At 28.8% G+C, this 13,548-nt stretch carries 10 protein-coding genes; 1 reads left to right on the forward strand and 9 read right to left on the reverse strand.

Annotated features, from left to right (window positions below; genetic code table 11):
• Positions 1-52: 52 nt before the first annotated feature.
• The 7 genes from B4J88_RS13350 to B4J88_RS13380 form a co-directional block, all read right to left on the reverse strand.
• Entirely contained in the window at positions 53-3,064 is a 3,012-nt protein-coding gene (locus B4J88_RS13350; RefSeq protein WP_291067831.1) for a DEAD/DEAH box helicase family protein, read from the reverse strand.
• A gap of 2 nt (positions 3,065-3,066) precedes the next feature.
• Positions 3,067-4,947 (reverse strand): site-specific DNA-methyltransferase, encoded by a 1,881-nt coding sequence (locus B4J88_RS13355; RefSeq protein WP_291067832.1) that lies wholly within the window; start codon positions 4,945-4,947, stop codon positions 3,067-3,069.
• A 2-nt stretch (positions 4,948-4,949) separates the two neighbouring features.
• Positions 4,950-5,702 (reverse strand): DUF4391 domain-containing protein, encoded by a 753-nt coding sequence (locus B4J88_RS13360; protein WP_291067833.1) that lies wholly within the window; start codon positions 5,700-5,702, stop codon positions 4,950-4,952.
• Positions 5,702-8,833: a helicase-related protein gene (locus tag B4J88_RS13365; protein WP_291067834.1), complete on the reverse strand. Its 3,132-nt coding sequence runs from the start codon at positions 8,831-8,833 to the stop codon at positions 5,702-5,704. The genes B4J88_RS13360 and B4J88_RS13365 overlap by 1 nt, the downstream gene beginning before the upstream one ends.
• A gap of 346 nt (positions 8,834-9,179) precedes the next feature.
• Positions 9,180-9,629: a hypothetical protein gene (locus B4J88_RS13370; RefSeq protein ID WP_286483522.1), complete on the reverse strand. Its 450-nt coding sequence runs from the start codon at positions 9,627-9,629 to the stop codon at positions 9,180-9,182.
• Positions 9,630-9,694: 65 nt separating this feature from the next.
• Positions 9,695-10,153, reverse strand: coding sequence for a LexA family protein (locus B4J88_RS13375; RefSeq protein ID WP_038330372.1), 459 nt, complete (start codon positions 10,151-10,153; stop codon positions 9,695-9,697).
• Entirely contained in the window at positions 10,154-11,422 is a 1,269-nt protein-coding gene (locus B4J88_RS13380) for a Y-family DNA polymerase (RefSeq protein WP_349679323.1), read from the reverse strand. It abuts the gene before it with no gap.
• A 90-nt stretch (positions 11,423-11,512) separates the two neighbouring features.
• Here B4J88_RS13380 and B4J88_RS13385 point away from each other — a divergent pair, with 90 nt between their 5' ends.
• Complete coding sequence (locus B4J88_RS13385) at positions 11,513-12,319, forward strand: GIY-YIG nuclease family protein (protein ID WP_284583547.1); 807 nt, start codon at positions 11,513-11,515, stop codon at positions 12,317-12,319.
• Here the strand turns inward: B4J88_RS13385 and B4J88_RS13390 are convergent.
• Positions 12,308-12,892 (reverse strand): SOS response-associated peptidase, encoded by a 585-nt coding sequence (locus B4J88_RS13390; RefSeq protein ID WP_291065207.1) that lies wholly within the window; start codon positions 12,890-12,892, stop codon positions 12,308-12,310. The two genes, B4J88_RS13385 and B4J88_RS13390, sit on opposite strands and share 12 nt — an antisense overlap.
• A 244-nt stretch (positions 12,893-13,136) precedes the next feature.
• On the reverse strand, positions 13,137-13,548 hold a 412-nt coding region (locus B4J88_RS13395), incomplete at its 5' end, for a hypothetical protein (protein ID WP_291067835.1).

Below are 13,548 nucleotides of genomic sequence, written 5' to 3' on the forward strand. Positions count from 1 at the left end.
CAGTTAGTAAGATACTACCTTTTTAGTAGTTAATTATAGTATTTAAGTACAATTAAAATGAGTCTACTCCAATTTGAACATCATCCATATTTGTAGCAACAATCATTCGACTTCCAATAGATTTAAAATGTTCTTTTCCACATATGATTTTACCATTTTCAATTGGACGTAAAAAAACGTCGAACGTAGTACCTTTAGATTCTGTAACGAAATACAATTGATCTCCATTTCCTTTGTTATACATAATTGCCCAATCAGGATTATATGATCCTAAAGGTGTTGGTACTTTAAACCAACTAGGGAGTTTTGTATATAAAGAAACATTCTCACTATTTTCAAATTCACGTGCTAAATTAACTTCAATCTCAGAATCACATAATGTATTTTCATAAACTGATTTTGTTGACTCTACTAAATACTTACTTAGGTAACCCACTAAATCTTCTTCTTCAATAAGTTTTTGGTCATAGTATACATCATCCCCAATTTTTTCGTATTTGATACCATCAACAATAAACAAACGTTTTTGTAAATTGATTACATCTATACAACTTTCTATAAAAGCCTGTGGATTTGATTTAAAATAATTAATAACACGTGACTCTAAGCCTTTTAATAATTTTACTATTGATTTACGTGTTAAATCTGTTTCATTCTGTAAATAGGTAATAATATCAGGTAAATGACTTACTTGAACATTCAAATGTTCAACATAATTTTTTACTTCGCCATCAGCTTTTACAGCTCCTTTATCAATAGCTAATAATGCTTTTTGATGTTCGACCTTTGATTGTTCATTTCGTAAATTTTCATTTAGATTATTAATACATTTTTTGATCAATTCTTCTGAATCAAAATCTACTTTATAAACTGTTTTGAATTTAATTGAGTCCCATAATTCTTTGAAATCATCCGATAAATAAACTTGTTTATTTAACTTGATGTGAACTTTTTCATCATTGTTTTTGATTTCTAAATTACCAGCAACTTCTTTAATTCGATTAATGATTTGCTTTGTAATATTTTCCTCAAACTCCTGACCTAAATTAACTGAATCTTCTTTAATTGCTAATTTGAAGTTATCTTGTATTTTACCTTTTTTGTCTATATAACCAAGTTCTATGAAATGTTTATAAAGCTTCTCAGATTCTTCTTGTCCAAAATAAATAGGCTCGTTATTTTCATCTACCCCTTTGGATATAGTATTAAATGATTCAATTACTAAGTAACCAAATTTAATTCCTGTATCCTCTGTTAATTCTTTTTGATATCCTTCAACAAATTCTGTAAAACTTTCATTTACAACTGTCGTTAAAATATTTACATTCTCGTCATAAACACGATTTCCTGTTTGATCTACAGAAATTCTTAAACCACGTCCAATTTCTTGTCGTCTACGTATCTCAGAAGCTCCCATTTCCTTTAGTAAACAGATTTGAAATACATTAGGATTATCCCAACCTTCTTTTAGAGCTGTATGAGAAAAAATAAAACGAACTGGAGAAGAAAAGCTTAACAATTCTTCTTTGGCTTGCATAATTAATCTATACGTATCTTCGTCTGTTTTCACTGCACCAGAAGTATCTTTGAAATATTCAAACTTATCTTTCGTATTCGATTTTTTACCTTTTTTGTCTGTAGAAAAATACCCTTTGTGAACGTTAGTTACATCTGTATCAATTTCTTTAACTTCCTTGAAGAGAGTTAATTTATATTTAGGTAATTGAATAATACGATTATATTCTTCTTCGAATATATCAGCATAATCACCATTGGTGTGATAACCATCTTCATCATATTGTCGATATTTTGCAACAGAATCGATGAAAAATAAACTTAAAACTTTAATTCCTTTTGGATTTAATTTTACTTCTTTATCTAAATGCTCTTCAATGGTTTTCGCAATTAATTTCCTTTTAATTTCTCGATCATTTACACCTCCTAAAGTTTCTCCTGTTTGAACTAATCGTCCGTTAGAAAAATTAACATACTCAGGATCCGTATTAATTTCATTGATAACAAATCCAAAATACTGATCTAACTTGGTAATTTCATACAAGTCATCACCCAATTTTACATCTTTTGATTTACGATCTACTTTACCATTACGACCTTTTATATCTAAAACCAATTTTGCTTTAATACTACTTTTATTGGTAATAGAAATACATTGAATAAAAGCACCATCACTTACTTCATTTTTTGTCGTAACAGAAGCAACTTCAATCTTTTTAACTTTATTATCGTTGTATGCATCAATTGCATCAAACTTATAAAGCAGGTTGATTTTTTCTTTATGTGTAGCAGAAAAACGATAAACCACTAATGGATTTAAATTCTTAATCGATTTTTTCTGTAAAGGAGAACTAATCGTACTTTGAGGTTCATCTACAATGACTACTGGATTTGTTTCTTGTATTAAATTAATTGGAGTTGCTCCCAACTTATCATTGTAATCTAATAAAATACGCTTTGTTGCCTTTTCAGTATCCATATCCTGAGCAAATGCTTGGATGTTGATAATCATAATTCTAATTTGGTCTGAAGTAGCAAAATCACGTACTTGACTCAAATTGGAACTATCGTAAATGAAATACTTGTACGGAACTTTATTAAAAACCTTTTTAAAATGATCATCTGTTAATTCCAACGATTTATTAATTCCTTCACGAATTGAAACTGAAGGAACTACAATGATGAATTTCTTAAAGCCATAAAGTTTATTCAATTCAAAAATAGATTTGGTAAACACATAGGTTTTCCCCGTACCTGTTTCCATCTCGATTGAATAATGTAAATCATTTTTATCTATATCTTGAGGTGTAGATAATCGTAATCCATTTCGTAATTGAATAGCTTGCGTATTATCTACCAAGTGTTTTTCTAGTAAACTTAACTTATTCGCATATCCTAAATCAGCATCATAACTGATTGATTGATCTGTTGGTGCTAATACTGTAAAATTAGATTGTAATTTTTCTTGACCTTTAAAAACATCTACTACAGCATCTATTGCATCTTGTTGATAAGATAAATTACCTTCAAATTGTATTTTCATTGCCATGACTAGATCGATTTTACATTTTCTATTCCTGCTTGGCGTAAAGTCTGTACCGTATTTGTTTTGTCTGCATCGTTAGCAAAACCTGCATCTTTGAAAATTACAGAAGGATTATGATCTTCAAACTCTTTGCTCCATTCTCCAATTGCTTTTGCAACAGAAACATTAATTTGAGGACTTAAACAAATAAACATAGAACCGAAACCAATATTATAAATCGTACAACTATCAATTGTTTTCTCTTGAATAGGTAAGGTTAACTCTAAACCATATTTTAGTAAAATCTCAAACAAAACATCTTCTTCTGTACGCTCTGATTTTATGTTATCACCATTGTTTTCTTCAAACATATCCAACTGATCTTCAAATTTATCAATTGAAGTATCCCAAGCTTTAATATTAGAACTATCTAATTTAAAAGCACGAAAACCAACGTCTAATTTATCAATACCTTCTTTGTCTTTATTTTCTTGTTTGATTAATTCTCCTGCTCTACGGATGCGTTCTTTGGTTATTTCTGCGATGGTTTTGTAGCCTGCTTTATAAGCTTGAGATTTTTCATCAGTTGGTTCAGGTAATTGTACCGAAATACATTTTCTATCTCCACCATCTTCAGAATTTAACGCCATGACAGCATGAGCTGTAGTTCCTGAACCTGAGAAAAAATCTAAAATTAAGTCTTTATTACTTCTTTCAGAAATTTGAATAATTTTCTTAATTAATTTAGTTGGTTTAGGAGTATCGAATGGAACAGTTGTATCAGAAAATAAATCTCTGATTTCTGATTTTGCACCAATATTATGCCCGAAATCATTATAATTCCAAATTGTGATAGGTACAATTCCATTTTGTACTTCATTCAAATATGTTTTAGAATATGGTCTTGAGTTTCCATCTTTTCCAAAAGTAATTCTACCATCATCCAATAACTCTTTAAATTTTTCTTTTGATACAACCCAAGATCTTGATGGGGGTGGTGTAAATTCCTGACCATTAGGCCCTGAAATTATATAGTCATTATTTGCTGAATATGTACGAACTGATAAATTAGTCGCAATCCAAGGTCCACGTGGATCATTATCAGGATTTTTATATTTTGCATTTAATTCTTCAGGTCTTTCTAATAAATTAGGTTTCCAACCATTTTTATTTTTGCAGTAAATAAGTACAAAATCGTGAACATCAGAAAAATATTGAGCATCATTTGCAGCCCCGTATTTTTTATGCCAAATTGCATTATTTACAAAATTATCTTCTCCAAAAATTTCGTCACATAACTTTTTCAAATTAGCTTGTTCATTATCATCAATCGAAATGAAAATTACGCCATCATCCGTCAATAAATTACGTGCTAATTTTAAACGAGGATACATCATGTTCAACCAATTACTATGGTAACGCCCATCACTATCTGTGTTTGTAGAAAGCTTTTTACCTTCTTCGTCTGTTTGTCCTGTAATTTCTAAATAATTAGATAAATTATCTTTGTAATTGTCTTTATAAACAAAGTCTTTACCTGTATTGTATGGCGGATCTATATAAATCATTTTAATTTTGTTGCTATAGGTTTTTTGCAACAATTTCAAAACTTCTAAATTATCTCCTTCAATAAAAATATTACCTGTCGTATCCCAGTCTTTACTATCTGTTTTATTTGGACGTAATGTAGCTGTAGATACTTTGTTGGCTTCTTTTTGTGCTTGGGTTTTACCTGCCCAAGTCATTTGGTAGAATTCTTTGTTTTTTTCAATATATTCACCAACCAAAGCTTGTAATTCCTCTACGACCAATTTACCTTCACTAAAAGCTGTTGGAAAGATTTCTTTTAATCGTTCAATATTTTGTTGTACGATATTTTCGGATGTTAATTCGTTTATCTTTTCCATGCTTATAGTTTATTTTTTAAATCGTTTATTTTATTTTTCAGTTGGTAAATTTCGGAATTTAACCTCACTTTTTCATTCATTTGGGTAACAGTTTTTAACTGATTTTGGTAAGACTTTATTTTAGTTTCGTAGTTTACAACTTCTTCATTCATTTTCAAGAATTGTTCAGTTTGTTCTAACGTTCTCACTTTAAATTCTCCTGTTAAATCAACTAAATTAAAATTCTGAAAGATTTGTATATAATAGTTATAAAAAGCTTTCAAGTTTATTTTATTCGCTTTATCAAAAGATAATTGCTCAAAAAACTCTTCACTGGTTGCTTTATCTACTGAGGTAGAAATAATTTCTTCATTCAACACACGCAACATATGATTACTTTGGTTGATTGATTTTTTATACAACGAAACATTCGTTTGTTTTTGCTTGTCGTCTTCAACAATAATTACACAATGATGAGGAATTAGCTTATGTAGCAATCGTGTAACGGGTTTATATAATTTTTGATACACTTCTTCTGCAATAATCAAACGAACAAAATAGATATCTAAAAATGATTCTGTTTCTGTTTCGTAAGAAGAAATGTTCGCATTTTTTTGCGTAACAAATCCGAAAACACGAATACTTTGTACTTCCGCTTGATCTATCAATTTGATTTCACTTGTCGTGATTCCATCCATTTTTTTCAAGGATGTTTTTTTGATTGGTGAATCGACTTGACATTGAGCAGGTAATTGTAAAATTGTTTTCCAATCCATTAATTGACGATTAAATAGCTAATTACTTCAAAATTATCTGTATTCATGCTTTGACTCAACAAAGAACCATTTGGATTAAAAATTGAGTCCGCTTGCAATTCTTGATCTTCACCTATCAAATGATTTTTCACAAGATCTAATAATTCTACATATTGTGTCATAAATTTTCCAGATTTTGTTTTCAAATTAAATTCTTTCAATTGTTCTTCGTTAATTTTATATTGAGAAAAAGAAAGTTTTTTAAATAAGTCCAACGACTTTTTACCCATTCGCATAGGAACTTTAATATCTCCTTCATTAGAAATATAGACCAAAGAGTACGGATGCAAAAGATTGATTTTTAATTTATCTTCAAAGTTTTTTGTTTCTAAATCTTTCAGACAAAACAAAACACCTTTTTGCAAATCAAGGATATTATTATCTAAGACAGAAAATGATCCTGAAGTTATGTAGTGAAACTGTTTTTTTTCATCTTCAGTAATTCGATCTGCATCTACTTTGAAATCATTGAACGTTAAATCAGAAATCGAAATACCCCCTTCAAGATCTTCTAAATCGACAACAGATTCTTTCATTTTTTCCAATTGTTTCTTTCTGTAGTCTAATTCTTTTTCTTGACCAGCTCTTTCATCAATAACATTATCATCACCCGTTGCAGAAATATCAAGTATCTGCATTCTACCTTTTACACGTTGTACCAAATCAATGTATTGATCAAGTTCTAAATTTGGATAAAAATTGACTAATTGAATTTGTTTATTGCTTGATCCAATACGATCTATACGTCCAAAACGTTGAATAATTCGGACAGGATTCCAGTGAATATCATAGTTTACTAAGTAATCACAATCTTGTAAGTTTTGTCCTTCTGAAATTGAATCTGTACAGAATAAAATATCTATTTCCTCTGTTGCATCAGGTTTAATATCTTTTCTTGATTTAGAAATAGGCGAAAAATTAGTTAATATACTTTGTAAATCATTTTTAATTCCATTCAAATTTGTTTTGTTCGTATCACTACCCAAAACCAAAGCAGAACTCAGATTGTGTCTTAATTTTAAATCACTTGCACATTGATCATATAAATATTTTACAGTATCGGCAAATGCAGAGAAAACAATAATTTTTTTATTTACTTCATTTATAGGATTTTCTAATTTGTTTTCAATAAGATTTTTTAAATCAAGTAATTTACGGTCTCTGTCTGGGGTTACGATGTTACATTTAATCAATAGATTTTCAATGATCTTACGATCTGATTCTAAAAATTCTTTAAACTTGACCAAGTCTAAATCTTGTAATAAAACTTTAATTTTTCCACCAACAACCAAATCACTCAAAAGATCATCATCAAAATCAAAATCTCTAACATCTATATCATCTAAATATTCTTTATGATTCATCAATTTTTCAAGAAGATGATTTGTATGACTTAATAATCTTTCTAAGGTTAAACGAAATGAATAGATAGAAGATTCTAAACGTTTTAAAAGATTAACACGCATTAAAGTAATGATACTTTCTTCACGATCTGATTGCTTAAATATAGTACCTCTTGAAGTTGTTGTATCATATAATTCTTCATAAGCTTTTCTTTTATTTTCCAAAATAAAATACATTGGAGAATAAAATTTTAGATTCAGTGATTCTAATTCATCATTAATACTTGTAATAGAAAAAGATTTATTTTCACTGTCAAAATCACTATTGATTGAGATAGGTTTTAATCTTTCAGGGAATTTACCGATATCAGCTATATCGTAATATTTTTCGATATGTTTTCTTGAACGAGATATAGTGAAAATATCTAATAATTTAAAATAGTCTCCATCCAATTGATTGATAAGATCTTCTCTTGTCGGATTAGCTTTTTTTACCCAATTATTAAACTTTCTTTGTGCTTGATTAAGCGTTAAATCAATACTTGAGATTCCTTCATCTTTTAAAGCTTGATCATTTGTTTCTGTAATAAAAGCAACTTGATTTTTTAGATCGTTTAGTTTAGTATTAACAGGTGTTGCAGAAAGTAATAAAACTTTTGTTTTAACGCCTGATTTAATCACATCATTAATCAACTTTTCATATCGAGTAACTTTCTTATTTGATGGATTATTATTTCTGAAATTATGAGATTCATCAATAACAATTAAATCATAATTACTCCAATGAATAGTTTCTAAATTAATATCTCCAGACATCCCTGAAGTTCTTGTTAAGTCTGTGTGGTTTAATACATCAAAATTAAAACGATCTTTTTCAAGTATATTATTTTTATAATTTTTAGTATAACCAATCCAGTTTTCTCTCAATTTTTTGGGAGCTAATACTAATACTCGATCATTTCTCAATTCATAATATTTGATAATTGCTAAAGCTTCAAAAGTTTTTCCTAATCCAACAGAATCAGCAATGATACATCCATTATATTTTTCTATTTTATCAATTGCACCTAAAACTGCATCTTTTTGAAAGTTGAATAATTTATTCCAAACAATTGAATTTTTAAAACCTGTTCTATTTAAACGATCTTCATGAATATCTTCAGTCGTTTTATTTTCAAATATTTTATGTATCGAATATTTATAAATTAATTCAGGACTATTTAAAGGAGAAGCAATGTGATACAGTTCTATTAATTCTGTTTTTATATTTTTTGAACTATTCCATAATTGATTAAAAATTGTAGAAAATGTATATGTAGGATCAGCAATTTCTATAATAATATATGGCTTCGCATCCTTTATTAATCCTAAAGTAGGTTCAGTAAAATTATGAGGAGCAAAATTATAAACTGTATCATCTATAATAATAAATGAGTTTCCACCTGTTTGTCCAGAACGAATCTCTACATTATGATTAAGTTGTTGAGTTGTCTTATTTAATCGATAATAAGTTTGAAGCTTAGAATTTGTTTCATTCTCACTTATATCATGAATGAACAATTCTTTTTGATTATTAAAGTTGGCATCTTGCACTAGAATTTCAATAGATTTAAATTCAGAAATTTTATTAATTATTTCAAAAACCGCATTGAATGTAAAATAATTAGTGCAAATTTTTATATTAGAATTAGATGAGATTATTTTATTTATTTCATCTATGAATAATGTTGTTTGGTTATTAATAATCATTAAAGGAAACTTAAAAAAGTTAAATATACAAAATGTTAAACTGCAAATAAAGTCATAATAACGGATAATTATTTACGGTAAACCATATTTGTTAATGTTTTTCAAATATAAAAAAGTATAGCGACAAAATAAGTCGTGGAGATAATAAAAAGGTAATATTATAATAGTAACAGATAAATGCTTTTGAAAAGAAAAAGTATATTTATAAAAATGATAATTTATGTTCCAAGTTTATGCTGATGTCACGTTTTGTACCTGTTCTGATTTTGATTCAGATACTATTGAAAAACTGAATCATCATTGGATTTTATCGTTACAATGAATTTTTAGAAGTTGATTTATTATTTTAAAAATTATACTTTTCTTCTCCAGGAATAATTTTGATTTTATTTCCGATTGAAGTTTTCCAATAATGAGTTGATGAATAAAAATCTGAAAAAGCATATGGTAACTCATCTTTTTTTACTTTTTCAAGTACATTTTTAAACCATTCAACATATTGATTATTTTCGCTTTTAGCATTTTTTAGAAATTCTTTTTCTTCTGAAATAAATAATCTCGTTAATTCATCAAGATCTATTTCTTTAAGATTAACATCATAAAATTCTTGAATCCAATTTGTTATATAAAGATTATTTCTTTTTCCATTAACATCTACTAGAAATATACATCTCCAATACATTCCTGACGATGACAATGACGGAATAACTCTCAAATTATTGTAACCTTTTTCATGTAAATTTCTTGCCAGATAAAGTATTTTATGCATATTTATAATATAAAAATTTCTTTCCATTATTTTGAGATTTTATTAAAGTTAGATAAAATGTAATAAATTATAAATAAAACATTAGAAATGATTTAATTCCTCTTATGCCTCACCAAATCAGTAACTACACCCAAAATAATGACAACATCTTCATCTTGTAATTGAATACAATTTTTGTATTTCGGATTAAGAGAAATCAGTTGTTTGTTGATGGCATCATAACGTTTGAAGGTATATTCGGAATTGTTGACCGATACTACAATATCATCATGATGTCTAGGTTCGATATCAGATCGAATGATAAGTAAATCACCTTTTAGGTATTCAGGATACATACTTTCGCCACCCACACGATTGAGATAAGTGGCTTCGGGATGATTCAGAAGAATTTCGTCTAAACTAATATTATTTTGTACAAAATCAGCAGCAGGAGAGGGGAAACCAGCCGAAACATCACCAAAAAATTGAACAAATCGTTTTTCACCATCTGTTTTGATAGGGATATTGATTAACTCTTCTGAGAATTTCGGAACTTGAATAAAATGTACCATTTAATAAACATTTAAAATATCTGTAAATCTTGTTGTGTAGCAAGGTGACAAACGTTCTTGCTTCATTTTCCATTTTCTACGCACATCTTGCGAAGCTAATTTTAGCATATGAGCGCCATAATTCGCATTTAATTGATCCATTACACTCATCAACGCTTTATGTTTTGGAGAATCTTCGTGAAATAAATTCATTTGTGCTTGATTATCGGGCGTAATAGCCGAAACAATAACGCCAGCTTTTTTATAATCAGGAACTTTTCCTTCTGCAGGCACCAATTTATCCAATAAAAATAAAGCATATTTGGACAAAACAATGCTCGAATTCGAATCAAAATCTAAGGTTGTACTTAATGAGTTTGAAACAAATGATTGCTTTTCATCAAAACGATTGGTCATCACAAATACAGTAATAATGTTGCATTTTGATTGTTCTTTTCTGAGCTTTTCCGCACAAGAAACAGCAAATGTAGAAACACGCTCTTTCAGATTTTCATAATCATTGATTGTTTTCTCAAAACTTCGAGTGGTCGCAATTGATTTTTTGCGTTGAACTTCATCTAATTTTAAGACGCTTTCGCCTAATAATTCCTTTTTCAAACGCAATTCTACGATTGAGAAATTTCGTTTAATGTATTCATCACTCAATAATGTAAAATCATACGCGTTTTTACAACCAATAAAAGCTAAACGTTTAGCTAAACGTCGCCCAATTCCCCAGATATCCTCACATTTTAACCATTTTAAGGCTTTGTTTATTTTCTCTTTCGAATCAATCATATAAACACCATTATGATGTTTAGGAAATTTCTTTGCTATTCGATTCGCCACTTTAGCTAAAGCCTTTGTAGGAGCAATACCAATACAAACAGGGATTTTGGTAATGGTATATATTTTTTGTTTAATTTCTTGGGCGTAATTTACCAAATCATAATTATCAAAGCCTTTGAAAAGAAGAAAAGATTCATCAATCGAATAAATTTCTATATCAGGACAATAGGATTTTAAAATCATCATCACGCGATTACTCATATCCGCATATAAAGCATAATTTGAAGAGAAAACATTGATTTTATTTAATCTAAAATTATTCTCGTATTCAAAAGCAGGAGCACCCATTGGAATCCCTAAATCTTTTGCTTCATTAGAACGTGCAATTACACAACCATCATTGTTAGAAAGTACTACAACAGGCTTTCCATTCAGCGTTGGATTAAAAACTCGTTCGCACGAAGCATAAAAATTATTGCAGTCAACTAAAGCATACATCATGTTACAAAGTTGAGCAAATAAAACGCTACAAGGTGTCGTCGAAAAGTGTTAAAAAATAATAATTAGAAATTGATTCAGTAAATTTGTACCATGGTACTGAATGATAGATTGAAAATGTTGGTTGACCAAGTTCCAAAAAATATTTGTGGCGTGTATTATTTATACAACGACAAGCAAGATATTATCTACATTGGAAAAAGTATTGACATTAGAAAACGATTGATTCAGCACTTCAAATCACTTGACAAAAAAGAAATCAAACTACAGTATTTTACGCATTCCATTCAATTTGAAAATACAGGAAATGAATTAATTGCTTTGTTGAGAGAATCTGAACTAATTAAGCAAAATCTACCACTATTTAATCGAGCTCAACGAAAAATTAAGTTTTTCTATGCTTTGAACAAAGAAATAAATTCGGATGGTTATCATGCATTAATTGTGAAGAAAATTGATAACTCTGGGAACGAAATTATCTCATTTACATCGTTAAATGAAGCAAAAGATTATTTATTTTACATTACAGATAAATATAAGCTTTGTCAAAAAATAAATGGTTTATATAAAACCAAATCAAGTTGTTTTCAATATAGTTTAGAAGAATGTAACGGAGCTTGTATAAATAGGGAAGATGTGAAACTTTACAACAAAAGAGTTCGTCAATTTTTGAAAACAGTGCATTTACCTAAAAAGGACTTTTTATTTGAATTGGTTGGAAGAACTGAAAATGAAAAAGGTATTGTATTAATTGAAAAAGGAGTTTACAAAGGATTTGGCTATTGCGATCATTTACTTGATAATCTAGACGAAATGAAATCATTTATTGAACAAAAACAAGATAATAAGGATGTCCGAAAAATCTTATTTCGACATATAAAATCCGAATTATCCAAATAAACTCACTTGACCATCTTCACGCTGGTAGCTGAAATCAGTAAACGGAACAATTGGTTTACAATTAAGCCAATTCATTAAGTTTTCACCATCATTTAGGACTACTGGCATACGATGTTTAGTATTGTGGATATAATCCATAATGCCGACAGCTTCAGTTGTAACTATCGTAAACGTATCATCAGAATATAATCCTGCTAAACACATCAAATTATTGTTGATTCCGATATCATATTTGATTTTGTCTTTGCCTTCGTGTCGCCATTCATAAAAGCCATCAACCAATATCACACAACGATTGGTGTAAGCATCTCGAAAAGATGGTTTTTCATCAATAGTTTCAATTCGTGCGTTTAGTGTATTATTCGAATTAAAATCATTTCCAGCCCAATGCGGAACTAAACCCCATTCCAACAAATGAATATAATCTTGTTGATTGGTGATAACAGGTAATTTCGGATGATCAAAACCTTTGAAATGAGGATTTGGCGTAAATGTTACCTCAGGCTTGAATTTCAACCTCGATTTCTTCTCAATCTGTTCTTTTGTTTTGGTAACTTTTACATGAAAACACATAGCATCAACTTTGGAATAAAGGTAGTGATTACTACTATAAGAACAATCAAAAATTGAATCAATTAAAATGATTGTAGAAGAATTAAAACGAATGTTTTTTATATAGAGTTTAATATACTACGGTTTCATATAAAACAAAAAACCTCCCTAAAATCGTTTTAAAGAGGTTATTATTTATACTATTTTGTGTTTTTATACTAAAATGGAGTTGTAAAACAGTTACAGATGTTATGCTTAGTTGTTTTCATTCTGATATGTCTATCAAGTCACAAATATTCTCAAATGTCAAAGCTGAGTAACTCAAACTAGTTTTGAGTTTTTCACTCTCAAAGTCAAACTTCTTAAACCAAGTTGGTTCTTCAGAACTGTAGTGTTTCCTCTTTGTCGAAATGTAAAAACTCTGTTCAATGTAAAATGGCATTTTCTCAATTTCCTTGCTCTTAATTCTCTTTCTAATATCAAAATCAATTTCAAAAGCTTCAATGAACGGAACAGAAATACTGCTCATAAAAAAGTGATTTTTCGGAGTTGCCGAATTGGTTAAGTTCTTCTCGTTAACATAATTTGCACCCTGTGTTATTATTGCATAAGAACTTATTTCTGTCTCTTTCTTTATTTCTGTTATTAATTGATTTACAGTGATTAAAAGCTTTTCT

The organism is Empedobacter sp. UBA5036, assembly GCF_002415215.1.
In the GTDB taxonomy this organism is placed as follows: Bacteria; Bacteroidota; Bacteroidia; order Flavobacteriales; family Weeksellaceae; genus Empedobacter; species Empedobacter falsenii_B.

What these genes read in the sequence shown, in the direction of transcription:
- B4J88_RS13350 (WP_291067831.1), bottom strand. Translation starts at nt 3,064, where the DNA reads ATGGCAATGAAAATACAATTTGAAGGTAATTTATCTTATCAACAAGAT.
- B4J88_RS13355 (WP_291067832.1), bottom strand. Translation starts at nt 4,947, where the DNA reads ATGGAAAAGATAAACGAATTAACATCCGAAAATATCGTACAACAAAAT.
- B4J88_RS13360 (WP_291067833.1), bottom strand. Translation starts at nt 5,702, where the DNA reads ATGGATTGGAAAACAATTTTACAATTACCTGCTCAATGTCAAGTCGAT.
- B4J88_RS13365 (WP_291067834.1), bottom strand. Translation starts at nt 8,833, where the DNA reads ATGATTATTAATAACCAAACAACATTATTCATAGATGAAATAAATAAA.
- B4J88_RS13370 (WP_286483522.1), bottom strand. Translation starts at nt 9,629, where the DNA reads ATGGAAAGAAATTTTTATATTATAAATATGCATAAAATACTTTATCTG.
- B4J88_RS13375 (WP_038330372.1), bottom strand. Translation starts at nt 10,153, where the DNA reads ATGGTACATTTTATTCAAGTTCCGAAATTCTCAGAAGAGTTAATCAAT.
- B4J88_RS13380 (WP_349679323.1), bottom strand. Translation starts at nt 11,422, where the DNA reads ATGATGTATGCTTTAGTTGACTGCAATAATTTTTATGCTTCGTGCGAA.
- B4J88_RS13385 (WP_284583547.1), top strand. Translation starts at nt 11,513, where the DNA reads ATGGTACTGAATGATAGATTGAAAATGTTGGTTGACCAAGTTCCAAAA.
- B4J88_RS13390 (WP_291065207.1), bottom strand. Translation starts at nt 12,892, where the DNA reads ATGTGTTTTCATGTAAAAGTTACCAAAACAAAAGAACAGATTGAGAAG.